The 25298-nt window shown below is 44.9% G+C and carries 25 protein-coding genes; 18 read left to right on the forward strand and 7 right to left on the reverse strand.

Translation table 11 applies throughout. From position 1 onward, the window contains the following. The first annotated feature begins 3 nt into the window (after nucleotides 1–3). Together ubiD and BLW34_RS07290 are read left to right on the forward strand one after the other, a co-directional pair. Nucleotides 4–1467 (forward strand): 4-hydroxy-3-polyprenylbenzoate decarboxylase, encoded by a 1464-nt coding sequence (ubiD, locus tag BLW34_RS07285; protein ID WP_090577571.1) that lies wholly within the window; start codon nucleotides 4–6, stop codon nucleotides 1465–1467. 23 nt (nucleotides 1468–1490) lie between these two features. Then, nucleotides 1491–1865: a thiol-disulfide oxidoreductase DCC family protein gene (locus BLW34_RS07290; RefSeq protein ID WP_256203660.1), complete on the forward strand. Its 375-nt coding sequence runs from the start codon at nucleotides 1491–1493 to the stop codon at nucleotides 1863–1865. A gap of 183 nt (nucleotides 1866–2048) precedes the next feature. Here the strand turns inward: BLW34_RS07290 and BLW34_RS07295 are convergent, their stop codons facing one another. Beyond that, nucleotides 2049–3227, reverse strand: a complete 1179-nt coding sequence (locus BLW34_RS07295; RefSeq protein ID WP_090577574.1) for an NAD(P)/FAD-dependent oxidoreductase — start codon at nucleotides 3225–3227, stop codon at nucleotides 2049–2051. Nucleotides 3228–3601: 374 nt separating this feature from the next. Between BLW34_RS07295 and BLW34_RS07300 the strand changes: the two genes are divergently transcribed. Beyond that, on the forward strand, nucleotides 3602–4333 hold the full coding sequence (locus tag BLW34_RS07300) for a pseudouridine synthase (RefSeq protein ID WP_090542118.1): 732 nt from the start codon (nucleotides 3602–3604) through the stop codon (nucleotides 4331–4333). A gap of 35 nt (nucleotides 4334–4368) precedes the next feature. On the opposite strand, the gene BLW34_RS07305 is transcribed toward BLW34_RS07300, so the two are convergent. Next, on the reverse strand, nucleotides 4369–5082 hold the full coding sequence (locus tag BLW34_RS07305; protein ID WP_090577577.1) for a dienelactone hydrolase family protein: 714 nt from the start codon (nucleotides 5080–5082) through the stop codon (nucleotides 4369–4371). Between the two features lie 367 nt (nucleotides 5083–5449). After that, nucleotides 5450–6046, reverse strand: coding sequence for a histidine phosphatase family protein (locus tag BLW34_RS07310; RefSeq protein ID WP_090577580.1), 597 nt, complete (start codon nucleotides 6044–6046; stop codon nucleotides 5450–5452). A 247-nt stretch (nucleotides 6047–6293) separates the two neighbouring features. Here BLW34_RS07310 and BLW34_RS07315 point away from each other — a divergent pair, with 247 nt between their 5' ends. Beyond that, the gene (locus BLW34_RS07315) at nucleotides 6294–6713 is read left to right on the forward strand and encodes a secondary thiamine-phosphate synthase enzyme YjbQ (protein WP_090577583.1); all 420 of its coding nucleotides are present in this window, start codon (nucleotides 6294–6296) and stop codon (nucleotides 6711–6713) included. Between the two features lie 116 nt (nucleotides 6714–6829). Here BLW34_RS07315 and BLW34_RS07320 read toward each other — a convergent pair whose 3' ends face one another. After that, nucleotides 6830–7225, reverse strand: a complete 396-nt coding sequence (locus BLW34_RS07320; protein ID WP_090542110.1) for a diacylglycerol kinase family protein — start codon at nucleotides 7223–7225, stop codon at nucleotides 6830–6832. 229 nt (nucleotides 7226–7454) lie between these two features. Here BLW34_RS07320 and BLW34_RS07325 point away from each other — a divergent pair, with 229 nt between their 5' ends. The 3 genes from BLW34_RS07325 (at nucleotide 7455) to BLW34_RS07335 (ending at nucleotide 9850) form a co-directional block, all read left to right on the forward strand. Next, on the forward strand, nucleotides 7455–8204 hold the full coding sequence (locus BLW34_RS07325; RefSeq protein WP_177165981.1) for a S8 family serine peptidase: 750 nt from the start codon (nucleotides 7455–7457) through the stop codon (nucleotides 8202–8204). Beyond that, a complete protein-coding gene (locus BLW34_RS07330) occupies nucleotides 8110–8907 on the forward strand; it encodes a S8 family serine peptidase (RefSeq protein ID WP_177165982.1) in 798 nt (265 codons plus the stop codon). Before BLW34_RS07325 ends, BLW34_RS07330 begins: the two co-directional genes overlap by 95 nt. A 175-nt stretch (nucleotides 8908–9082) precedes the next feature. Next, complete coding sequence (locus BLW34_RS07335) at nucleotides 9083–9850, forward strand: PKD domain-containing protein (protein ID WP_090577594.1); 768 nt, start codon at nucleotides 9083–9085, stop codon at nucleotides 9848–9850. Between the two features lie 243 nt (nucleotides 9851–10093). On the opposite strand, the gene BLW34_RS07340 is transcribed toward BLW34_RS07335, so the two are convergent. After that, nucleotides 10094–10942: a thermonuclease family protein gene (locus BLW34_RS07340; RefSeq protein ID WP_090577596.1), complete on the reverse strand. Its 849-nt coding sequence runs from the start codon at nucleotides 10940–10942 to the stop codon at nucleotides 10094–10096. Between the two features lie 479 nt (nucleotides 10943–11421). On the opposite strand from BLW34_RS07340, the gene BLW34_RS07345 reads away from it, so the two are divergent. The 8 genes from BLW34_RS07345 (at nucleotide 11422) to BLW34_RS07380 (ending at nucleotide 16530) form a co-directional block, all read left to right on the forward strand. Then, nucleotides 11422–12231 (forward strand): ABC transporter ATP-binding protein, encoded by an 810-nt coding sequence (locus BLW34_RS07345; RefSeq protein ID WP_090577599.1) that lies wholly within the window; start codon nucleotides 11422–11424, stop codon nucleotides 12229–12231. Beyond that, nucleotides 12224–13021, forward strand: coding sequence for a lipid asymmetry maintenance ABC transporter permease subunit MlaE (gene mlaE / locus BLW34_RS07350; protein WP_090577602.1), 798 nt, complete (start codon nucleotides 12224–12226; stop codon nucleotides 13019–13021). The genes BLW34_RS07345 and mlaE overlap by 8 nt, the downstream gene beginning before the upstream one ends. After that, complete coding sequence (mlaD, locus tag BLW34_RS07355; protein WP_090577605.1) at nucleotides 13021–13479, forward strand: outer membrane lipid asymmetry maintenance protein MlaD; 459 nt, start codon at nucleotides 13021–13023, stop codon at nucleotides 13477–13479. The genes mlaE and mlaD overlap by 1 nt, the downstream gene beginning before the upstream one ends. A gap of 37 nt (nucleotides 13480–13516) precedes the next feature. Continuing rightward, a complete protein-coding gene (locus BLW34_RS07360) occupies nucleotides 13517–14137 on the forward strand; it encodes an MlaC/ttg2D family ABC transporter substrate-binding protein (protein ID WP_090577608.1) in 621 nt (206 codons plus the stop codon). A 33-nt stretch (nucleotides 14138–14170) separates the two neighbouring features. Further along, a complete protein-coding gene (locus BLW34_RS07365; RefSeq protein WP_090577611.1) occupies nucleotides 14171–14470 on the forward strand; it encodes an STAS domain-containing protein in 300 nt (99 codons plus the stop codon). A 55-nt stretch (nucleotides 14471–14525) separates the two neighbouring features. Beyond that, nucleotides 14526–15440: an ABC transporter ATP-binding protein gene (locus tag BLW34_RS07370; RefSeq protein ID WP_090577614.1), complete on the forward strand. Its 915-nt coding sequence runs from the start codon at nucleotides 14526–14528 to the stop codon at nucleotides 15438–15440. Beyond that, the gene (locus tag BLW34_RS07375) at nucleotides 15437–16192 is read left to right on the forward strand and encodes an ABC transporter permease (RefSeq protein ID WP_090577617.1); all 756 of its coding nucleotides are present in this window, start codon (nucleotides 15437–15439) and stop codon (nucleotides 16190–16192) included. Before BLW34_RS07370 ends, BLW34_RS07375 begins: the two co-directional genes overlap by 4 nt. Nucleotides 16193–16275: 83 nt before the next feature. Further along, nucleotides 16276–16530, forward strand: coding sequence for a BolA family protein (locus BLW34_RS07380; RefSeq protein ID WP_090542081.1), 255 nt, complete (start codon nucleotides 16276–16278; stop codon nucleotides 16528–16530). A gap of 108 nt (nucleotides 16531–16638) precedes the next feature. Here the strand turns inward: BLW34_RS07380 and BLW34_RS07385 are convergent, their stop codons facing one another. Beyond that, nucleotides 16639–17982, reverse strand: coding sequence for a sensor domain-containing phosphodiesterase (locus BLW34_RS07385; RefSeq protein WP_256203661.1), 1344 nt, complete (start codon nucleotides 17980–17982; stop codon nucleotides 16639–16641). A gap of 214 nt (nucleotides 17983–18196) precedes the next feature. After that, nucleotides 18197–19231 carry a phosphoglycerate mutase gene (locus BLW34_RS07390; RefSeq protein WP_090577621.1) on the reverse strand — a complete coding sequence of 345 codons (1035 nt, stop codon included), beginning with the start codon at nucleotides 19229–19231 and terminating at the stop codon, nucleotides 18197–18199. A gap of 514 nt (nucleotides 19232–19745) precedes the next feature. On the opposite strand from BLW34_RS07390, the gene BLW34_RS07395 reads away from it, so the two are divergent. From BLW34_RS07395 to BLW34_RS07405, 3 genes are read left to right on the forward strand one after another with little or no spacing between them, the layout of a single operon-like run. Then, complete coding sequence (locus BLW34_RS07395; RefSeq protein ID WP_090577623.1) at nucleotides 19746–20993, forward strand: TolC family protein; 1248 nt, start codon at nucleotides 19746–19748, stop codon at nucleotides 20991–20993. An 8-nt stretch (nucleotides 20994–21001) separates the two neighbouring features. Beyond that, nucleotides 21002–22165: an efflux RND transporter periplasmic adaptor subunit gene (locus tag BLW34_RS07400; RefSeq protein WP_090577625.1), complete on the forward strand. Its 1164-nt coding sequence runs from the start codon at nucleotides 21002–21004 to the stop codon at nucleotides 22163–22165. 3 nt (nucleotides 22166–22168) lie between these two features. Then, nucleotides 22169–25294, forward strand: coding sequence for an efflux RND transporter permease subunit (locus BLW34_RS07405; protein WP_090577627.1), 3126 nt, complete (start codon nucleotides 22169–22171; stop codon nucleotides 25292–25294). Nucleotides 25295–25298 lie beyond the last annotated feature (4 nt).

Here is a 25298-nt window from a genome sequence, read left to right on the forward strand (position 1 = left end):
TCGATGAAATACAAAGATCTGCGAGATTTCCTCACGCAACTGGAAAACCGGGGTGAATTAAAGCGTGTAACGGCCGAGGTTGATCCTTATCTGGAAATGACCGAGATTTGTGATCGATTACTCAAAAAAGCGGGGCCTGCTGTGCTGTTTGAGAAACCCAAAGGGCATGCCATCCCGGTATTGGGTAATCTGTTTGGCACGCCTGAGCGTGTGGCGCTGGGAATGGGACAGGAATCCGTTGCTGCGTTACGAGAAGTGGGCAAACTGTTGGCTTATCTCAAGGAACCTGATCCGCCCAAAGGCCTGAGAGATGCCTGGGAGAAATTGCCGGTGCTGAAGCAGGTACTCAACATGACACCAAAAATCGTTTCCAGCGCCGCGTGCCAGGAAGTTGTGTGGGAAGGGCAGGCAGTTGATCTAACCAAGTTGCCAATCCAGACATGTTGGCCAGGGGATGTCGCTCCTCTGATTACCTGGGGGCTCACGGTCACGCGCGGTCCGCACAAAGCACGGCAAAATCTCGGTATTTACCGGCAACAAGTGATTGCACCGAATAAAGTGATTATGCGTTGGCTCGCGCACCGGGGGGGGGCGCTGGATTATCGCGATTTCTGCATGGTTCATCCAGGCCAGCCTTATCCTGTTGCCGTTGCCCTGGGAGCTGATCCGGCAACAATTCTGGGAGCAGTTACACCGGTGCCGGATAGTCTGAGCGAATATCAGTTTGCCGGTTTGCTGCGCGGTGCAAAAACAGAAGTCGTCAAATGTTTAAGCCATGATTTGCAAGTACCGGCCAGCGCGGAAATCGTACTTGAAGGCTTCATTTACCCCGATGAAACGGCTGTCGAGGGACCTTATGGCGATCATACCGGCTACTATAACGAGCAGGAAACTTTTCCAGTTTTCACCATCGAGCGTATCACCATGCGCCGCAATCCGATTTACCATTCCACCTATACCGGCAAACCACCTGATGAGCCTGCTATTCTGGGAGTAGCTCTGAACGAGGTATTTGTACCCTTGCTACAGAAGCAATTCACCGAGATCGTTGATTTTTATCTGCCACCAGAGGGATGCTCCTATCGCATGGCCGTAGTCAGCATGAAGAAACAATATCCCGGGCATGCCAAACGTGTGATGTTTGGCGTATGGAGTTTCCTGCGCCAATTTATGTACACCAAATTCATCATTGTCACAGACGACGATATCGATATCCGCGACTGGAAAGAAGTCATCTGGGCGATTACGACGCGAGTTGATCCAGCGCGAGATACCTTGATTGTGGAAAACACTCCGATTGATTATCTGGATTTTGCGAGTCCCATCTCAGGTCTGGGTGGGAAAATGGGGCTCGATGCTACCAACAAATGGCCAGGAGAAACAGCGCGTGAATGGGGAAAGCCAATCGAGATGGACGCCGCGGTCAAAGCGCGTATCGATCGACTCTGGGATAAATTTCCTTTCTAAGATAATATTTGGGTAAATTTTCAATGATGAACGGAAAAGATCCAATTAAAGTCTATTACAACTCCGCTTGCCCTGTATGCAAGGCCGGTATAGAGCGCCAGAAAGGCAAAATGGAGGGGTGTGCGATTGAATGGAAAGACGTTCACTTAAACTCCCAATGGGTCTCCGAGATCAACTCGGAGATTGAACCGGTTCGCGAGCGACTACACGTCGTCGATAGGTGTGGCCAGGTGCATATTGGTTTTGATGCGTTTCTGGTGATTTGGCAACATTCTCCCTATGAAAAATGGAAGGCAAGGCTGTTCGGTTTACCCATCATCAAACAACTATGCCGGATTGCCTACAATCTATTTGCAGCAGCTTTGTATAAGTGGAATAGAGCGAAAAAGCATTGGTAGCTTTATAAGGCAGCAAAGGCAAGATGCAACCCTTTTGGTGAGCTTATTGCTATATTCGCAAGTATTTTTGTTCATGCTATTGACACAATACGGCTGATGGATAATTCTGATTAATTGTTTTCTATCGTGCAAATACACATCTCAGCTGCTGAGTCATGTAAATACTGGCATAAGTCGTAATGACTAATCGATGATTCGGCCTAGTAGTGTTGCGCGGGTGTGTTCAGCTTTCTCAGCAATCAACTGAGTAGCGGCCTCGACCTGATTCCAGGTATTCCACAGGAGGACTCCGCGTACATGCCCATCACGCAAATAATAGATCACTCCTTTGCGGAAGGGCTCCTTCCAGTCCTCGATGATATCGAGACCAGCATCAAGCTCGCCAACTGCTTCGTATCCCAGATCAAATAGATCAGAGTAGAAAAAAGGCTGGTGGTGGTAGGGATTCGACTGACCGGCCATGTTCTTGCCAGCTATTTCTCCCATGATATTTGCGTTATCTTCATGTTCTACACGTATCCGTTTTTCCAGGAGTGGACTGTAGAAATTGACTACATCGCCTGCAGCATAAATATCGGGATTACTCGTACGGAGCAACTCATCGACTACGATGCCATTATCGATTCTTAGTCCTGCTTGCTCGGCGAGATCAGTGTTGGGCTGGATTCCCAGTCCGGCCACGATTCCGTCAGCGGATATTTCAGTGCCATTTTCTGTAATCACAGTCCATTTTGTACCTGTTTTCCGAATGGATTTAACCGTATCAGATACATGAATGGTGATGCCTTTTTCCCGATAATAGTTATTCAAGTATTCTGAGAGTGCCTGTGGATAGACACGAGCGCCAATACTGGCTTCAGGAAAAATCATTGTTACCTGTTTATTGTTCATGGCAAGTGCGGCAGCAATTTCTGAACCTATGAAGCCGCCACCGATGACAACAAAATCTGCACCGTGCTCGCATAATTCGCGTAATTTCCGGTAATCATCCACAGTTCTAAAGTAGATGATATTTTCATCTGAATCGGGCAACCGTCGAACTAACCCGCCAGTAGCGAGTAAAAGTTTTTCATAGCTATATACATTTCCGGCATTATCAGTTGCAGTTTTTTTCGCCGGATCAAGGTTCACTATTTTTTTGCCTAAATGTAAGGCAACATCGAGATTATGCTGGCTACGCCAAATCGACTCAAATTGCGCGTCTTTCCATAAAGATTTGGATAGAGGAGGGCGATCATAGGGTGGGTGTAATTCTTCACAGATCATGGCGATCGCACCATTTGAGTCAATTTGGCGGATACCGTGAATAGCTGAATCGGCAGCCATTCCACCGCCAACAATGAGGTATTTGTGATGTTTCATGGTAGCTCCTTTATAGATGCACACTAAAAACTTATCACCTGCGCTTGTCAAAGTGTTTTGAAATATATTACTCCGAAAATTTTGCCTGTATTGACTTTTTAATGGGTTTAAATAACTGGATCGCTCATTAGCTGTCCTGTGTTAATGGCAAAAGGCAAGATGCGCCCCCTACGCGTTGCATTTAATTAGATAAAGCAACAACATAGCTTGACGGTATAATTTACTATGGGCATATTATTTTAATAAAGACTGAAATCAGCAAGATAAATATAAGATGAGATACCCGTCGCAAGGGGTGCTTAGGGTAACGCTGCGATAATGTACATTAAATAAGATCAATGAGTGATCTTCATTGTCTTTGTCCACTAGGAAACATGGAAAAAGTAAGGCTTTCAAAAATCATGTCTGAACGGGGCCTATGCTCACGCCGCGAAGCGGATACCTTCATCGAACGCGGGTGGGTATACGTGGATGGCGTAAAAATCACCGAGCTTGGCACCAAGATCCACTCCAACCAGAACATCACTCTCAACAAGCAAGCGCAAGCCCAACAAACCCAGCGTGTCACCATCCTGCTGCACAAGCCCATCGGCTATGTTTCCGGTCAGCCGGAACCCGGCTACCAGGCGGCAGTGACGCTCCTCACTGCGGGCAATCACTATAAGAACGATCCCTCGCCGCAGCAGTTCTCCTCTGCGCAACTGCGTGGTCTTGCCCCTGCCGGACGTTTAGATATTGATTCTACTGGATTGCTGGTGCTCACGCAGGACGGTCGTATCGCCAAGCAGCTGATCGGCGCCGATTCACAAATTGAAAAGGAATACCTGGTGCGAGTGGAAGGCAAGTTGGACGATAAAAGCCTGCGCTTGCTCAATCATGGTCTCAGTCTTGACGGCGTACTGCTCAAGCCTGCACGCGTGACGTGGCAGAATCAGGATCAGTTGCGCTTTATTTTGAAGGAAGGCAAGAAGCGCCAAATCCGCCGTATGTGCCAACTGGTCGGGCTTAACGTGATGGGCCTCAAGCGTGTGCGTATCGGCAAGGTCAGGCTGGGTGATTTACCGAAGGGACAGTGGCGGTATTTGCGGGAAGACGAGCAGTTTTAGCACCTGGGTTTAGACAGAATTTGTGTTGGCTACTCCTACTGGAATATCTCACCTAAAAAATTGGTAATCGACTGATAAGCCCGTTTTGCTGCTACTTCCTTATAGACTGTACCAAAACTGGGATTGTTCGCCACAGGATTGGTAAAAGCATGCATGGTGCCACCATAGACATGTACCTGCCAGTCTACATTCGCCTCAGTCATTTCTTTTTCAAAAGCGAATACTTGTTCTGGCGGCACCATGGGATCATCATGGCCATGTAGACAGAGGACTTTAGCGGTTATTTTGTCATTGGCTACATTACCTGGTGTAAAAATGCCATGAATGCTGATGACGCCTCGCACATCAGCGCCAGATCGAGCCAGCTCCAGTACACACATACCCCCGAAGCAGTAACCCATGGCAGCGATGCGTGCTGTATCAACTTGTGGCAGCTCACGCACTGCAGGTAATGCAGCGTTAATTCTTTGTCTCAACCGAGTTCGATCACTTGCATAGGGATTCATGAGTGCTGCATTGCCTTCGGTATCCCCATCGCGACCAAAAATACCTTTGCCATACATATCCAGCGCAAAACCCACATAACCCATAGCCGCGACTCTTTCAGCCGCCTTGCAGGCAAATTCGCGCCGACCACTCCAGTCATGCGCAATCAACACGGCCGGTTTGGGGGCGCCTGTTTCGTTATAGGCAAGATAACCTTCCAATTGGGTATCGCCATCCTGATAGTCAATGTATTTTGTGAGCATATTTATTCCTTCCTTTCTAAATTGATGGGGTTTCTTTAATCTATAAATAAAATCACCTAATCCCAAAAAGATCAAGCCACAATACAATATACACAAACGTTGGATACCATTCAGACCAAAACTGTGCGTATCCTCATGAACGATTTCTTTGAAGACCCGTGCTTCACTAATTTTTCTATTAAAGAGAATGAGATAGCCCAGAACAGGTATTGATAGGGCAAGCTTTGGAATCCACTCGTCGGTACACGCTATATAATCTGACCAGCGATAACTGTAAATAAATGCTTGCTCTTGCTATCAGGCTTGCAATGATTTCGGCTATGTAATCTCAGCGCAATAGTACCGGTGCAAGGAACGTCATTTGTTTTTAGCAGAGCCTCCCATTGAGAAATTCCAGCATTCCACCCATTTCTGTGTGGCGAATACGGGTAATTCCACCATTATTGATTTTAATGCGATAGAAACCAGTCGGTGCTGCATGAATTGTTTTTACGATCAGTGCGCGAATGACACCTGCGTGTGCAACGATAAGACAGTGTTTATTGCGATAACGCTCAACGATTTCGTCATAGGCTAAGTCGACCCGATTGACAAATTCATCGAGTTTCTCTGCACCTTGAGGCCGGTGGTTTAGCGGATCTCTCAGGAAAGCCTGAAACTCATCCGCTTTACCCATTTTAATTTCAACGTGACTAAGTCCTTCCCACGAACCTAATCCCACTTCTTTAAATCGAGGTTCAACAGCAACATCTATTCCGTGACGTTCCCCTAGCGCGTGTGCGAACGCCAGGCAACGTTGAAGCGGGGAAGTGATGATCTGCTGCCACGCATTATATTCACCCACAGCATCCCACATCTGAGACCAGCCTTTTTCGGTGAGAGGATCGTCGATGTTATGGCCACGATAACGGTGTCCACCAACAGGTTCGCCGTGACGAATCAAATCAATAACAGTTTCTGTCATAAGTAAAATTGGGGTGCAGATAATTTTTGATGCCGTAGTTTATCTGATCGTAGTGAAAAGTGACATGGACCAATAAAACAGAACTACCTTAGTTATTCAACTAAACTGCAGATTGAGAAACAACTGCAAGAACAGAAGCCGCAAGAAACTTGAGTATCCAGTTAATATATTATACCGTTGGTTCAGAAAAACCCCGCAGCCTGGAATTGAGAAAACTGCTTAGTTTGAAAAAATAAACTGATATTTCATGTGGATACAAAAACAACTCCATCTTAGACCCCGCACACGCGGATTTCACCTGGTAACGGATGAAATATTGCAGCAGCTGCCGGAATTAACAAGTGTCGGCATAGGCATCATGAATATCTTTATGCAGCATACTTCTGCATCGTTAACCCTTAATGAAAATGCAGACCCGACAGTACGCCAGGATTTTGAGGATTACTTCAATCATGCAGTACCTGAGGACGCGCCGTATTACCGACATATGGACGAAGGAAGCGATGATCTTCCTGCGCATTTAAAATCCAGTTTGCTAGGTAGCAGCTTGACCATCCCCATCACTCATGGCCGGTTGAATCTGGGTACATGGCAGGGGATTTATTTGTGCGAGCATCGCAATTATGGAGGAAGCAGGCGCCTGGTTATCACCATCAATGGTGAATAATGCCATCGACCATTCGTATCATATGATGTAAGCGGTAGAAAATATGTACAAACGGGTGATAAAGCTGTGATTGACATTCTCCCCGGCCTGAAGGCCGAGGTTTGCCGCGCAACGGATCAATTAAGCGCTTGTGATAGGTGTGCTTTGAAATAGGGTAGAAAAATGATGAGTCCGATGATGATGGCGCCAATAGCGCTGATCAGTACGGCGCCTGCGGCCACATCTTTTGATTTTTTAATGAGTGGATGCGGAGTGGGGGAAGCGGCATTGCATAAAAACTCAATGGCAGTGTTTAAAGCTTCTGAAACCAATACTGCCAGGATAGCCAAAATAGCAAGGCACCACTCAACAGAATCAATCTGAAAGAACAGTCCGCAACCGATGACAAGAATGGTCGCAAGCAAGTGAATCCGGGCGTTATGCTGACTCTTTATCAATACTGCAATGCCAGCAAAGGCGTAATTGAAACTTTTGATTCTGGCAGCAAATGAGAAGGTAGATCGCTTATTCAAGTTTTTCCTTATTGATCCGGTTGTTGCGTGGCATTCTAACTTCAGTCAGCATTAGATGCTATCCGCTATTTGTATCAACTCACTTCGTCAGTGTTTTTTAGAAGGCTCGTGCCTGATTCGTACCATAGTCCAATTGTTCATGTTGCATGAGTCGCTAAGATGCAGGCAGAGCACAAACAGATCTTTCTCTCCAGAAATATTGCTGCGACCATTTCACACAGGAACCAATATGAACACTTTTTTAGCGAGCATGCTCACCGGAATTTTTTCGCTTAGCCTGGTAACTGAGGCGATCTATGCCTCTCCACGCATAGATAATACACAGGAAACACGTTCCCCTAAAGCTATTGCCGCGAAAGAAACGGATATTATGGCGGATCGAGACAATGACCGGCTGTCGGATGGATTACAGACGCACATTGCAGGTATGGCGAAGGATGATCTTATCAATGTGATTGTTACCTTTGTCGGGCCGGGAAATAATCAATCCAATGCTGCGGCAGCGCAACAAGCAATTGGGCCTTTCACGTTGCAGCGTGAGTTCACCCTTATCCATGGATTCCAGGCAACCATGACAGCTGGGCAGGTTAAAATGCTTTCCCATATTCCTAATATTTTTCGAGTAGAAGAAGAGCCTATCGTTACTACCCAATTATCAGGTGCTGCAAGTGATTTTGGCGCAGTCGCAGCCAGGACTAATTTTGGAGTGAATGGTAGTGGAACCGGTATTTGCATTGTGGATACCGGTATCGATGCGAGTCACGAACAGTTTGCAGGGCGAACGATTCATTTCCTTGATATAGTCAACAGCAAGTCTGCTCCTTATGATGATCATGGTCATGGCACGCATGTTTCCGCCATAGCATTGGGTGGTGGCGGCACAGGTGGAAACTCGAAGATTGCGGGTATCGCTCCTGCAGCTTCCATCTACGCGACCAAAGTGCTTGATGCGGCTGGTAGCGGGAGTGGGGAGTGGTAGCCAGATTATTGAAGGTATCCAATACTGCGCTAATCAGACAGATGTGCAGATTATTTCCATGAGTTTAGGTACGACAAGTGCTTCGGACGGACAGGATGCCATGAGTTTGGCAGTAAACTGCGCATCAGATTCGAATTATCGTGCTAGCTGTAACGTTACGCCTATTAATTCTAAAATTGTCGTTGTTGCTGCAGGAAATTCAGGTTCTGCACCGAGCACAATAGGTGCACCTGGTGCGGCAGAGAAGGCAATTACGGTCGGCGCTGCTGCTAACTGGTCGGAGGATGGCAAGGGTGTTTACTTGGCAGCTTTCTCCAGCCGTGGACCGACGCTTGAGGGTCGCATCAAACCTGATATTACCGCACCTGGCGTACGTATTCTGTCGGCCAAGGCAAGTGACCCGACCGGTTATATCAGCTATAGCGGTACTTCTATGGCGACACCTTTCACAGCCGGATCGATCGCGCCGATGCTGGAGCAAAATCCTTTGCTCATGAATAATGCCGCTCCTGTCGATGCCGTACGTGACTTGCTGATCTCCTCAGCACAGGAGCGTGGTGAGCTATCGAATAATGGACCCATCATGCCTGACAATGAATACGGTGCAGAATTATTGGATGTCAATCGTGCTGTAGCACAAGCAGGAGGGGCGATACTGCTCCCACTTTATTTCCATAAATTTGGTAAAAACCACCGTCTTTAGACGGTGACCTTGACTTTAAATGTGTTGACTCATGCGCGTTTAGCATGGTGCGGGTAGACGACTTTAGTCGTCTGCACCCAAGCTGCGCTAACCCACCTACTTTCAGTAGGTGGTAGTTTAGTTCCTCGCTATCATCGATATAAGGAGGTGGTAAATAATGGAAGTCAACAATTAATTGGCCCCATGTGGCCTATCAGGCGAGTACTGTGGCGTTGGGCGACCGGAAACCATTTATTACCTACCGAAATTGACAGCGGCGGCAGGTAACTATTACATAGGGGTGTCTTCCTATTCTGGCAGTGGTAATTTCTTACTGGAAGTTTCAGGGTCCTCTGCCTCATCCTCCAACAAGCTGCCTGTAGCAAGTTTTACTGAAATATGCACCAACCTGAATTGCGCTTTTTCTGATACTTCCAAAGATGAAGATGGCACTATCGTCTCCTGGCAATGGAATTTTGGCGATGGGTTCGAATCGACACTGCAGCAGCCTAATTACGAATATTCCATAGCGGGCGAGTATATGGTCACACTGATAGTCAAAGATAATCAGGGCGCAAGTAATGGCAGTAGCCACCCGATCAGGGTGATCGCTCCTGCTACTGATAAACAAGCGCCCGTGGCAAATGCCGGTGGTCCTTATGTAGCGACCTTATCCAAAGGAAAAAGCGTTTCTGTTCTAATGGATGGAAGTGGATCAGTGGATAAAGACGGCACTATTGTTTCCTGGAATTGGACGGAGAATGGTCAACCAATTGGGTCAGGTGAGAAAGTAAGTGTTAACTTCAAAGAGGGCTTACATACCGTCCGTCTGACAGTTACTGACAATGATGGACTTACTGGTTTGCACGAGACCACCGTAGCGGTGTTAAAGGGAGGAAACGGTGGGGGAGGTGGGAGGGGTCCTGACTGTTCAGCTAATCCGGCTCATCCAAAATGTAAATAGTTAGGTTTTAGTAAGATAGCTCCCGGCAATGCCGGGGGGGTGATTGCAATTCTCAGCAGCACTTATTTTTATCGACATTTTCTCACCGTATTGTTTACGACTTGCCTTCTTGTCATTTCTGATTTGTTAATGAGGGAATAAAAGCAGTCAACTAGGGTAACCGGGATTAACCCGAATATTTCATAAATTGGCACGTGCCAATTTATGAAATATTCGGGTTAATTGGTGAATGTTAGGGTGCAGTCAGCGCAGGACAAGCGCACTGGGGTGGTGAATTAATATCGAATAATGATCATTTCGACGTGATACCCATCCACGAATTTCCAGTGGTTTATGAAGGTAGCTTTCCAGCGCTGGAAATAAAGCAAGGTTGTCATTGTCGATTCGAATATCGATCTTACTGTTGAAAATCAGACGACTATAACGTTTGGTTCGTTTCAATGAAACGGGCGTTCCCAGGAAACGCTGCCAGCCACGTGATTTCTGCGATATCTGTGTGAGTGGTCGTGGCTTATAGTCAGGCAGCGACCAAATCCCTAATTTTTGTCTTTCTGCTCGTTGTTGTGCTCTGATCATTGCGTCAGCATAACGAAGATTTGGAGGTAACAAATTCACCATAGCCAATCCTTTTTCCACCAGCATGAGATTAAGGTGTTCCCCATTTGACAGGTGTAGATGAGCAAGCAATCTTTCGTAATGATCCTGCTTCTGCCGATCATACTCCAAGGACACATTCCGACCTTGAAGTTTTCTTTGTAGCCATTCTTTCGCGGCCATGCCGCCTGGCTCACCATCGCGATAACGGCTTTCGATTTCAGGTGCATTGATACCGAGTAATCTTACGCGCTCCCCCTTTTTTAGCACGATGGTATCCCCATCCAGCACTTTGGTAACATGATGCAAGGATCGCTGAATGGGAGCTGGCAGTCTGATTGGCTTGGCATCAGGAGTAGGGGCATCTGAATAGGTGACTCTACCTTGTGCATCTTTCGAGCGATAGATTGTGTCGGCAGAACAGGCAGGCAGGTATAAACAAATGAAAACCGCCAATAAGCGGGATGATATTTTTATGGTCGGTTTTATGTATTGCATTACTTTATAATGGATTTGTATAGTACCTTTTATTGGGTAGTGGGCTAGCTGTGGTTCTACTATTTAAGGAAACTTGCAGCCTTTCTCGAAGAGAATGATTTGCCGTGGAAATTGATAAAACGATTGATGCAGCTTCGATCCGATATCGGTATTGAATGCAGTTGCATTGATTATTTTTTTACAGTGCAGCAGTACTGCTGTTTTTTTATTGTAGCCGGTACTTTCGCGGAATTACCAAATATCATTTGGTTCTCAGGTTCGATGGTCTTGGCCATTTTTAATAATATCATTAGCTCGTATATGCGGGTACCTGGGATAAAGCATGATCTCAGAGCGCATCTATCAACATTTTGTAGAAGAATAGTCACGAATCGCTAATTTTTTATAAATAATCAAAAGATGAAGGCATCTTCATAAGGAATCTAGATTAAAATTCAACATTCTGCTTAAATATATAATTCCATAGTTAGTTGTAAGCAATGTCTGAACCTCTGATCGAAATCAAAGATCTCGCCTTTTCCTATAGTGCTCGTCCCATTCTGAAAAGCGTCAATATGACCATGTCTCGAGGCAAGGTCATTGCTATCATGGGAGGAAGCGGTTCTGGTAAGACTACCCTATTGCGTTTGATTGGGGGGGAAGTCAAGCCCACTGCAGGTTACGTCAAAGTCGCGGGTCAGGTAGTACATAAACTCGGGAGGAATGATTTATTTAGATTACGCAGAAAAATGGGTATGTTATTTCAATTTGGTGCTTTGTTTACCGATTTGTCTGTGTTCGACAATGTTGCCTTTCAGATGCGCGAGCATACTAACCTCCCAGAATCTATGATCCGTGATTTGGTATTAATGAAACTACATGCCGTGGGTTTACGCGGCGCATATCATCTGATGCCGGCAGAACTTTCTGGGGGTATGGCTCGGCGTGTTGCCTTAGCTCGTTCAATTGCACTGGATCCCATGCTGATCATGTATGACGAACCTTTTACCGGCCTGGATCCGATTTCGTTAAGCGTCATTGGCAGTCTGATCCGTCGATTGACCGATGCGCTGGGTATGACTTCGATCGTGGTTACCCATGATGTGCAGGAATCCTTAAAAATTGTAGATTATGTTTATTTCCTTGCAGATGGGGTAATCGCTGCTCATGGCACCCCGGCAGAAGTGAAGGAATCAGTCACTCCGTTTGTTCATCAATTTGTTCATGGTGAGGAAGATGGCCCCGTCCCTTTTCATTATCCTGCAGAAATGTATCAAAAAGACTTGAGGTTGGAGACACATTTTGCCTAAACGCATTATTACCAGTATCCAGGCTATTGGGCATCGGGTGATTAACGGCATTTGGCGTTTAGGCTGCGCGGCGCGGTTTTTTGTCCTGGTGTTGCTGAAATCGATGACCAGTTTTCTGCGCTTTACTCTGGTTATACGTGAGATTTATTTCGTTGGGGTATTATCCCTCATCATTATTCTGGTATCCGGCCTGTTCGTTGGAATGGTATTGGGATTGCAGGGGTATGAGACACTGCAGAAGTATGGCTCTGAATCAGCAGTGGGTACGCTCGTGGCACTGTCTCTGGTGCGAGAACTGGGTCCCGTGATGTCGGCGTTGCTGTTTGCGAGCCGTGCGGGTTCTGCGATCACTGCAGAAATCGGTTTGATGAAAGCGACTGAACAGCTATCTGCGATGGGAATGATGGCGGTGGACCCGATTGCACGCATAGTCGCGCCACGCTTTTGGGCGGGAGTCATTTCCATGCCTCTGCTGGCAGCCATGTTTTCTGTGATGGGTGTATTTGGAGGGTATTTAGTGGCTGTTGTTTTTATTGGGGTTGACGAGGGTTCATTTTGGTCGTCAATGCAGAATGCGGTAGATTTTCGTTATGACATCGTAAATGGCGTGATCAAAAGCTGTTTCTTTGGCGTGGCGGTTACAGCGATAGCAGTTTTTGAAGGATTTGATGCCCCTCCTACAGCTGAAGGGGTATCCGGTGCAACGACCCGTACGGTAGTGACCTCTGCACTGGCAATTTTGGGATTGGACTTTGTTTTAACTTCTTTTATGTTCAGGGGAGTGGATTGATGCAGCGAACAATAATGGATTTCTGGGTTGGATTGTTCGTGATGACCGGAATGGGCGCGTTGCTGATACTCGGATTAAAAGTTGGGAACCTGACGACTTATAATACGGGTGAAAGCTATACCCTCATAGGAAATTTTGAGAATATTGGTGGTCTTAAAATTAGAGCACCTGTCAAAAGTGCGGGGGTAGTGGTGGGGCGCGTCACCGATATCCAGTTTAGCTTAGAGACTTACGATGCGGTCGTGACGGTGGGTATCAATTCTTACTATCGATTTCCTAAGGATACATTTGCTAGCATACTGACATCTGGATTACTTGGAGAGCAATATATTGGCTTGTCACCCGGAGGCGATGAAGAAATGTTAGCGGAAGGTGACAAGATCATGAAAACCAATTCAGCTATGGTTCTAGAGGAGATGGTCGGGCGCTTTCTGTTCGACAAGGCTGCCGAGGATTAAAGATTTTTGATGATTGACAAATTTTGGTGAGGTAGACATGAAAGCACTTATTCAAAAAATTATTCTATTGTTGGCTTCTTTTTTGCTGATTCTTCCGTTATCAGCAAAAGAGATGGCACCCGATCAGTTGGTAAAAAGCACAGTTGATGAAGTCATCACCATTCTTAAGCAAGATGATGGTATTAAAAAAGGTAATAAAGATCGTGTGCTTGATCTAATAGAAACTAAAATACTTCCTCATTTCAATTTTACCCGCATGACCCGGCTAGCAATGGGGAAAAACTGGTCTAAGGCTGAGCCTCAGCAACAGAAAGTGTTGGTGAGTGAATTCCAGACTTTGCTCGTGAGAACTTATTCCAATGCATTAACGAATTACCGTGATGAAGTAATTGAAGTTGCGCCCTTAACGCCCCAATCTGATGCCAAGAGTACCACAGTTAAAACACGTGTCATTCAAGGTCGTGGCAGAGAACCTGTTCCAATTGAATACAGCATGGAAAAAACTGATAAAGGCTGGAAGGTATATGATGTAATCGTTGCTGGAGTAAGTCTAGTAACGAACTATCGAAGCTCTTTTAATAGTGAAATTAGAAAAACGGGAGTAGATGGTTTGATTGCAACACTCAGCAAGAAGAATAAATCATTAGAAGGTCAATAAACAATCGTATTTTTTGATAACGCATTCAAAGTAATGGCAATTCAGCGTGAGGGTAGAAGAATTTACGTGCGTGGCTCTATAATCGTCGATAATGTAGTTGAAATTACCCGGCAGGGAATTGCTTTGTTTGATGAAGAGGGTCTGGTAGTCGATCTGGGAGAAGTCACTGAAGTTGATTCATCGGCTATTAGCATGCTACTTGAATGGTTGCGCATGGCTCATGCCAGGAATCAGCAACTCTATTTTGTTAATTTACCAGAGAATCTAAGCAGCCTAGTACAGTTATACAGCGTGGCTGATTTTATCCCGCTCGATACCAGTATCGTAAAATAAATTGCCTTTTCTTTGCTTTATCTGATAGCCGCCACTCTTCAGAGTTAGTTCCTCTATGACCGCAGCGATTGAAATTCAACAGCTTAGTAAGCGCTATGGTGCATTATCTGCGCTGGAAGATATTGATCTTTCCATTAACCCTGGTGAGTTCTTTGCTTTACTGGGTCCGAATGGCGCAGGAAAAACGACGCTCATTAGTATTCTTGCTGGATTGACGCTGGCAACGAGAGGACACGCAAGAATCATGGGACATGATGTAGTAACTGATTACAGTCATTCACGCAAGAACCTTGGAGTGGTCCCCCAGGAACTGGTGTTTGATCCATTTTTTACCGTAAGGGAAGCATTAATCATTCAATCTGGTTATTATGGCATAAGAAAAAATGATGCCTGGGTTGATGAGATCCTGCATCGTCTGGATCTTACTGATAAAGCCGATACCAATATGCGTGCGCTATCAGGTGGAATGAAGCGGCGCGTATTGGTAGCCCAGGCTCTGGTGCACAAACCTCCTGTGATCATTCTGGATGAACCTACGGCCGGGGTCGATGTGGAGCTACGGCAGGCACTGTGGGTTTTTATAAAACAGCTCAATCGAGATGGTCATACAATTGTCCTAACTACGCATTACCTTGAAGAAGCAGAAGCGCTATGCAACCGTGTTGCTATGCTAAAGCAGGGTAAAATTGTTGCATTGGATAGTATCCGTAATCTGATCAATAGTGTTCAGGGTTTCTCCATTCAGCTTCGGCTTTCTACCGAGATATTGCCGGCTGCTTTACAGGAGTGGCCCAAAAGCAGTCATGAGGGTTTGTATATTTTCAAAATAAAAGATTATTTCCAAGTTGAAACATTGCTTGCAGTATTGCGTGCAGAGAATATACAAGTGTTGGAAATGCAATTGCAGCAACCGGATCTAGAAGAGGTTTTTGTGAAAATCATGGGCGTTGAACCTTTGGGGGTATCATGACTGGTTTTTACACATTGTTTTATAAAGAGTTACTGAGATTCTGGAAAGTAAGCTTCCAGACCATACTGGCTCCAATTTTGTCCAGTCTGCTTTATTTGCTGATTTTTTCACATGTACTGGAAACGCGTATACAGATTTACCAAGGTATTGCATATACTGCCTTTTTAGTTCCAGGTTTAGTCATGATGGCTGTGATGCAGAACGCTTTTGCTAATTCATCCTCCAGCCTGATCCAGTCGAAAATATCCGGTAACCTTGTATTTATCCTGTTGTCGCCTTTGTCTTATCTGGAGATTTTTCTGGCCTATGTGTGGGCATCGGTAGTGCGCGGATTATTAGTAGGTTTAGGTGTCTATGGTGTGACGATGATATTGTACGAAGTGCCAGTACAGTTGCCTTTATGGATTTTATTGTTCGCGATTGCAGGAAGTATGCTACTTGGTGCACTGGGTATAATTGCTGGTATTTGGTCAGAAAAATTTGATCAACTCGCTGCTTTTCAAAATTTTATTATCTTGCCACTGACCTTTTTATCAGGTGTATTTTATTCGATTTATTCACTGCCTCCCGTTTGGCAATATATATCACACTTGAATCCTTTCTTTTATATTGTTGACGGACTTCGCCACGGCTTCTTGGGTACATCGGATATTTCACCCTACTTTAGCCTGGCAGTTGTGATATTGTGTTTAGCAGTAGTTTCATGCCTGACATTATGGATGTTAAAGAGTGGTTATAAAATTCGCCATTAGCCCGAGTTTTGTTAGATTTTCTCATTTCCGTTTTAGCAACAATAAAATCTAACGATGTATTTATTTTATCTAAAGGATCAAAAATGATTACCTCAGATCATATTAAACAATGTATTGCAACATCTTTACCCTGTGAATGGGTTCAGGTAGAAGGCGATGATGGGCGTCATTTTAGCGCCGTTATTGTGAGTGAGCAGTTCCGGGGAAAAAGCATGATTCAGCAACATCAACTTGTTTACCGTGCTTTGCAGGATAAGATGGAGCAAGAGGTTCATGCACTATCTATGAAAACGCTCACACCTGAACAATGGGAAGAGTATAAGCGAGTTGGGCAGTAAGCTCAGAGCTTGTCCATGCTATATATTCTCTATTATGAAATGGAGATAATGGAGTGCCACTATGGTTGCTACTATAGGATGCTATTTTCTGCTAAAACTGACCTGCGTTTATTTAAGTTCTTTAAGTAGCTGTGGTTGTGCAATACCTAATCCCTGAGCGAAATCGACACTTATTTCATGTAACTTCTCAATAATTTCAAGTGATTCAACAGATTCTGCAATAGTTTGGATCTTCATGAGATGCGCTATCCGGTTAATTTCATTTACTCTGGCCAGATCTGCTGGATCATTCAACATATTACAGATCAAACTTCCATCTATTTTCAGGAAATCGACTTTGATATTTTTGAGTAAGTTAAATGAAGTTCGATCATGACCAAAGCCAGATAAGGAAACATTACAACCTATCTGTCTGATCTTTTGTGAAAAGATTACAGCATTCGGGAAGTTTGATTTGGCATCTGACTCTTCAATTTCGAAGCATAATGCTTGTGCAGGAATATTGGATTCCTGCAACTGCTTTTTAACAAAATCAATAAACTGTGGATCACCCAGCGTATCTTTGGCAAGGTTAATATAAACGGTTATGCCTGAATTTATTTTGTGCGTGCATAACCATTTGGTCATATAACTGACAACCCAGCGATCTAGTCGTGGCATCAGATGATATTTCTCGACAAAAGATAAAAATGCTCCAGGGGGTATAAGATTATTTTCCTCCTCAACCATCCTGATCAAGATCTCATAGTATGAGCATGGATTTGAGTCTTTTTTTGTCGGTAGGATATTTTGGCAATATAAGTGGAATTTACCTTGTTCAATAGCCTGAATAACCTGTGCTGCAGAGCCAATCGGTACAGATGAAGGATGCTTGTTTTCATTTCCGCTACTTGACTCATCATCATTGCTGCTATCTTGTATCAGAATATTTTCTGATTTTGTTTGTTCTTGGGTTATATCTGAGAATTGCTCGTTCTCTTTCAAAATGCGGGGCGTATACAGGGTATAAAATCCAATGACTTTCCCTTTTGAATCAAAATGTGGCACGAATTGCTCACTAATGAGGCATGTTGAACCGTTGGCTAATTTTTGTATTCGTTTATTTTGTACTATTTCGCCAGCTAAAATATTATTGATGCTGCGCTTAAGTCCATAATAAAAATGCTCACTTAAAAATTCTCGTGTAAATCGATTGTCGATTTGCTCCGCATTCAACCCAAACCAGAGACGATAAGCGCGATTATGGTAACGGCATTGCTGCTCAGTATTAAAGTATGCGAGCATGACTGGAAAGTTTTCATCAACAATTTGTAATCTGGTTTTATTTTCTGAGAAAGTTTTCTCGGCCCAGAGCCGATACTTGATTTCATTAGTAAGTCTTTCTTTATTAGCTATAAATAATGCCAGATGTTTTGCAAAAGCTTTTTCTGTGCGCGTGATCTGAGCGATCATGGCGAATAGCGCTGCGATCAGAATAATCCACAGGATATGAATAATCTGTGGCTCTAGTCCAAGCATAAAGTAGTTGGCGGCAATAAGCGATCCTGTTACAGCAACGGCAAGGCTTGCTGTGATATAGGGTTTGATGCCACTAAATTTGAGAGATATTTGTCCGCTCATCTTCTATGATTATTAATAAAAATTATGTACAAAAAACTGAATTTGATTATTTCTCATAATTTGATAAAGATTTAGTTCTAACCCAAAATTTCCATAAACTGCTAGGTGTCATTACAAAATTTCTTATGCGATTCTCATTTAATGCAGTAATCGTCAATTGAGATATTTTTCCTTGTCTCATTGCTTCGAGTAAGGGTGTAAACCAGCTATGTTCTAATGAGCTTAAAGATTGACGCCATTCATATATATTCTTGTACTGTGTTTTTCCCCACAAAGTATCAAGAATCACGAGCTGGTTATTGGGTCCGGTTGAATGTTGCCACACTGTTGCATCATGAGGGAGTGGATAATGCGCTATGCCACTTGCAACTGCCAGGGCATGGGCGAAAGCATGATCACACCATACTTGATTAAAAGTCGAGCGTATAACCTGTGGCATAATTCCTCCTCCCCAGAACCAGATGCTATTGATTGCCAATTCGCCACGTGCTTCTCTTTCTTGGTTAAGCTGATGATCATGTAGCAGCATTTGTATCTCGTTAAAAATGTTATGCCATATTGAACTATCTTCGCCAGCTGGTAGCAGATTATTGATGTTTTTACCAACCATTTCACTGAGTAGCCGAGTTTGCAAGTTAGGTGTTTTGTTGATACGGACATACCAGCGATCAGGGTAAAGTGGTAAGAAAAATATTCCACTTTTATTGAAATACTGATTGAGAATTTCGGCAAATTGCATCGATTCCTTTAAGGAAATCGTAAAAATTTGACTATCGGCCAGCAGAATATGATTATTCTCAATGCGGAGATGAACTGGATCAGCGCGTAGCCAATACTCGTTGCGAGTTTGTTCTGCATCTGTTCCATCAATATGTAACATGATAGGTGCGACCGGCCAGTCTTGCTGTTTAGACACACCGAAAGCCTGACATAGCCATTCTTCTATCGCTTGAGATCGGCTCTCAGTATAGTGGCTTTTTGCCAGGATCCTTTCCAAAGCAGGTAAAGATAAATCACTATAAACTTCTGTTCTTTTAGTTTCAGGCCAAAATAAGCCAGGAATGAGGAGATGTAGCTTCATAAATCATATGTAACCATTTAATGGATAATAGAAAAAAATTATTGTTAATTAGGCTTTATAAGCGAGGAACAAAGTAACGAATAGGTGAAGTAGAAATTATAAGATATGGATAGGATGATTGGAGCTATATCCCTTTTGGAGAAATTTCTTTAGCCAATATGTTATTAGGGTTAATATTCTCGATACGGTAAGTCACGATAGCAAACTGCCTATGCTAATTTAGCGGAATCATTCAAGCGCTCAGAAATCAGGAATTTATTAAGTAGCATTTTTGTTATTCAGTTTTATCCAGCTTGTTCAGCTTGGATTCATTTTCTACTGTGTATAGTGGTTGCTGATTAATTAAATTCTGATCAGTAGACAAGTAAGTATCTGTTATGTGAAATAATGCCAATGCCCACTAAATCATAAACAAATACATGATTGATGATCTATCGTGTATTTGCACGATTAGATATGCACTGATAACTTCATTAAAAATTGAAAGATTACTAATAGTCCAGAGTTTGCCCATATGCAGAAATTTTATATCTTGCTCTGCTTATTTTTTTCCTTTAGTTCTTTTGTTTGGGCTAAAGAAGCAGTTACCCAGTACTCGATTGAAGAGATCCAGCGATTGGGGTTGGAAGCTAATGGTTTGGTTCATGCAGCTCGATCGCAAGTTAATATTGCTGAGGCAGGGGTAGTGAGTGCATCTGCTTTTCCTAATCCCGAAGTTACTTTCATGGCCGGCCCAGATACGCCTCGACTTCCATTTGAGCTTACCGGTCCGTCATCGACGCAGCGGCATGTAACAGTAACTCAACCTTTAGAAAATCCTTTTTTCCGAAGCGCCCGAATCGGATCAGCAGAAGCAGGTGTCGAAGCTAGCCGCGCTAATCTGGATCAGGTACGTGCGGATCTCGCGGCACAATTGCGCATACGTGCTTATGAGCTATTGCTTCGTCAAAAACAAGCAGATATGGAATCGAGTATTTTCGATTTGATGGAAGAGATACAGCGACGTATCAAGCTAAGTGTTGAGGTGGGTGAGTCTGCACGTTTTGAATTGATTCGTGCTGATACCGAAGTGATGACTGCGGCAAGCAGAAAAGAGGCTGCGTTGTTAAATGCGGAAAGAGCGAGGGTTGCGCTTTTTCAGCTCACTGCGGGTAGATTACAATCTGATTTTGAGATAATTGCTTCCCTTAATGATCCGGTTCAATTGCCTGAGCTCGAAGAGCTGCATAAACAGATTATCACAACTAATCCTGATATCTTACGTTTGGAAGCTGAGCAAGATCGTGCACGTCTGCGTATCGACCAGGAGCGTGCTTCCGTTTTACCTTCAGTGAATATTCTGTATAGCAATTATCAGGATAAACAATTCACTTCGAATACCGCCGGGCTAAGCGTTAAAGTTCCTTTGTTTTACCGGCGTCGTGGTGAAATTGATAGTGCCATATTTGATTCCGCACGTGTACGTGATACCTTGGAATATCGGCGTTATGAAGTCAATCGGCTACTTGAGTCCGCTTGGCAGGCCATGCAGATTGCAAAACGGAGAGTGGAGATGTATGAGGGCGGCATTATTCAGGAGGCCGAGTCCGCGTTACGTGTGGCAGAAGCCGCTTTTCGTTTGGGTGAACGTGGTTTTATCGAAGTGCTCGATACGCAACGTGTGTTGCGTGGCGCACGCGCAGAGCTATTGCAAGCCTATTTTGAATTACAGTCAGCCGCTGCCGAAATCGACCGGCTACGTGCGCATTATCCCAAGGAGTAAATCTTCGCATGAATGTTCAAGCTCTAATTACTGGCGCTGTATTTCTTGTTGCCCTGTTTTTAGCCGCATGTGATAAGAACGATTCTTCAGTGCCTCAGGCTGAAGAGACAACGCAAGCAAAAGTAACTGATCCAAATAGCATTATCCTCAAACCAGAAATGATACAGCGCATCAAAATCGGAAAACCAGAAGTCATGGATGTGGCGGATAAAATAAAAGTACCGAGTCAAATCGAAATAGATCAGCATAAGCTGATTCGAGTAGGTGCAAACGTCACTGGGCGTATCGTTGAGGTTTCCGCCAAGCTTGGTGATGAAGTAAAAATAGGTACCGTTCTGGCGCGAATAGCCGGTCCAGAACTGACGCAAGCACAACTGGCATATTTACGTGCGAATTCAGTGATGCAGCTTGCAGAAAGGGCGGCTGCGCGTGCGCAACAGCTCTTTACGGCCGATGTGATTGGTGCGGCTGAATTGCAGCGTCGTGAGTCTGAACTGCAAGTGTCTCGTGCCGAATACAGTGCAGCAAAAGACCAATTACGCTTATTGGGAGTGGATGAGAAACCTTTACATGATTTACTGAAGCGTGGACAGATACTTCCTTCTGTGCCCATTACTGCTTCTATGCCTGGTACCGTTGTTGAACGTAATGTTGCGATTGGTGAGGTTGTGCAACCTGCAGATAAATTATTTACGGTGGCTGATTTATCGACGGTTTGGGCGACGGGTGACGTGCCGGAGCATATTGCACGTCATGTGATGGAAGGGCAGCATGTGGAGATTAAGATTCCAGCATTAGGTGATATCAGTTTTGATGGCGTCATCATTTTTGTCGCTGATACCGTTAATCCATTGACCCGGACGGTCATGGTACGCACGGAAGTGGAGAATCCGAAGCGCAAACTCAAACCTGCCATGCTGGCTAAAATGCATATTACTGAGAATCCGCATAGAAGCCTGGTAGTGCCTGAAAGTGCTGTGGTGCGAGATTCCAACATCGATTACGTATTTGTTGATCAAGGTAATAATCACTTCCGGCGTATTCCTGTTGAATTGGCGCAGGAAATCAATGAAATGCGTCCTGTGCTTAATGGATTGACCGATGAGCGGAATATCGTACTGGAAGGCGCCTTTCATCTTGATAATGAGCGCAAGCTCGCTGAATTGGAATAGATCATGCTTGCTTCGATCGTACGTGCAATGCTTAAGCAACGCCTTATCGTTGCGGTTATCTCACTCATTTTAGTGGGTGCAGGTTTTCAAGCAGCTCAAGAATTATCCATTGACGCTTTTCCTGATGTCACCAATATACAGGTGCAAGTTGCTACTGAAGCGATCGGCCGTAGTCCTGAGGAAATGGAGCGAATTGTCACCGTTCCGATCGAAATTGCGATGACGGGCCTGCCTGGTCTAGTTGAAATGCGCTCACTAAACAAAAGTGGCTTATCCATCATTACGCTGGTGTTCACCGATGAGACGGATGTTTATTTTGCCCGCCAACTTGTCATGGAACGGATGATCGGCGTGGCGGACAGGATGCCACCAGGGGTAACTCCGGTGCTTGGGCCCGTATCGACTGGATTGGGCGAAGTCTATCAATATAATCTTGAGCATCCAGATGATGGTGAGCGTCAATTGACCGTGGAAGAACTGACTGAACGGCGTACCATCCAGGATTGGATGGTACGCCCCATGTTACGTTCAATTCCCGGTGTCGCGGAAATCAATTCCCAGGGGGGGTTCGCCAAGCAATATCATGTGCTGGTTAATCCTGATCAGTTGCGTCATTACGACTTGACACTCGCACAGGTCGATATGGCGATTGCCAACAATAACGCGAATGCGAGTGGTAATATCTTGGCGCTGCAATCTGAACAATATCTGATCCGGGGTGTTGGCCTTATTAATACTTTGCAGGATATTGAAGATATCGTACTGAAAGAGATTAAAGGGATACCGGTGTTTGTGCGCGATGTGGCTGAAGTCAGATTTGGATCGGAAGTGCGGGCGGGTGCTAATATCAAGAGTGGTTATACTGAAGCTGTCTCGGGTATCGTCATGATGCTGAGAGGGGGAAATGCCAAGGAGATCGTCGAACGGATAAAGTTGAAAGTTGCAGACATTAACGAACGGAATCTATTGCCAGGTGGCCTGCAGATTGTTCCTTTCTATGATCGGACTGATCTGGTCGATGCGGCAATATGGACGGTGACTAAGGTGCTGATCGAAGGTATTTTGCTCGTCATCATCATATTGTTCATATTTTTGGGCGATGTTCGTTCCAGCCTGATCGTGGTGGCAACACTCATTATCACGCCGTTGGTTACTTTCATGGTAATGAATCAGCAGGGCATCTCAGCCAATTTGATGTCATTGGGAGGGTTGGCGATCGCGATTGGGCTGATGGTCGATTCAACGGTGGTGGTCGTGGAAAACGTATTTCACCGCTTGGGCCATGCCAGTGGTACCCGCGAATCGCATCTGCGCACGATTGTTGATGCTGTTGCGGAAGTAGGTACACCGGTGATATTTGGAATTTCCATTATCATTCTGGTGTTCTTACCGCTGATGACTCTGGAAGGGATGGAGGGAAAAACATTTAGCCCACTTGCGTATACCATCGCCATAGCGCTAGCAATCTCGTTGGTCGTGTCATTAACGTTATCACCCGTATTGTGTTCTTATATCCTTAAAGGAGGCGCCGATCATGATACGAAAATTATCGCTTTCCTCAAATCGGGATATCGGCGTTTGCTTAATGCGGCTTTGGCCAGTGAAAAAAAGACGATCATGGTTGCAGTAGGTTTATTGGGGTTGTCATTTGTCTTGTTTCCCCTCCTGGGTAAATCGTTCATCCCTATCATGAAAGAAGGTTCGATTACGCCTGTGATCATTCGGGTGCCTTCTATTTCACTCGATGAATCCTTAAAAATTGAAACAGAAGCCATGAAAATGATTGCTGCTATTCCCGGGGTGAAGAGTGTGGTGGCTAAAGTCGGTCGTGGAGAATCACCGGCTGATCCTGCCAGCCCTAATGAGTCTGATCCTATTGTGAACATTGATCCGGCATCGGGTCGTACCCAGGAAGAAGTTGAAGAAGATATCCGTAAAGCACTGTCAGTTCTACCGGGGGTGCAGATTGTTTTATCCCAGCCAATAGCACAAAGGGTGGATGAAATGGTGACCGGGGTACGGTCACAAGTCGCAGTCAAGATTTTTGGCGATGATTTGGATAAATTGAGAGAATTGTCCGAGCAGGTGGCGCGTATTATAAAGTCTGTACGGGGCGCGCGTGATCTGCGCATTGAACGCTTATCCGGTCAGCAATCGCTGACGATCGATATCGACCGGCGCGCCATTGCACGTCATGGGCTGAATGTTGCCGATGTGAATGAACTCATTGAAACTGCGATTGGCGGCAAGATAATCACCAATGTATTCGAAGGCGAACGGCGTTTTTCCTTGGTGCTGCGTTATCCAGAGCATTTTCGTAATAATGTGGATGCCATCCACGATCTGTTATTACGTACCCCTAGCACGGCAGCAGGTGTTGACGGCGCAATAGCGGGAGGTGGGGCGCTAATACCGCTTCACGCTGTTGCGAGAATTCGGGTTATTGATGGACCTGCCCAGGTATCGCGAGAATTTGCTAAACGGCGTGTGGTGGTGGGCGCTAATGTGCATGAGCGTGATCTCGGAGGTTTTGTTGCTGAATTACAGCAGCGTACTGCCAAGGAAATTAAATTACCGTCCGGTTATCACTTTGAGTGGGGTGGACAATTCGAGAATATGGAGCGTGCTATGGATACGCTATCAGTGATCGTTCCATTGGCTATTGCAGCCATATTTTTCTTATTATTCTTGCTGTTCAATTCAATCAAGTTAGCAGGGCTCATTATTCTTGTTTTGCCTTTTGCTTCGATAGGGGGGGTGATCGGCCTGTTCATCACTGGTGAATACCTGTCGGTACCTGCGTCAGTAGGCTTTATTGCGTTATGGGGGATTGCCGTATTGAACGGTGTGGTATTGATTTCCTATATTCGTAAGCTGCGTGAAGAGGGCGTCAATGTTGCTGAAGCGGTTACCCGTGGCTGTGAACAGCGTTTCCGTCCAGTTCTGATGACAGCAACTGTGGCGATGCTAGGTTTGGTGCCATTCCTATTTGCTACCGGCCCGGGCTCAGAAGTGCAACGACCTTTGGCGATTGTGGTGATCGGAGGGTTGATTACTTCTACTTTATTGACTTTGGTAGTCCTCCCTACATTGTATCGCTGGTTTGATGAAAAACCCCTGGAAGCATGAGGAG

This window comes from Nitrosomonas sp. Nm58 (assembly GCF_900107335.1).
Classification (GTDB): domain Bacteria; phylum Pseudomonadota; class Gammaproteobacteria; order Burkholderiales; family Nitrosomonadaceae; genus Nitrosomonas.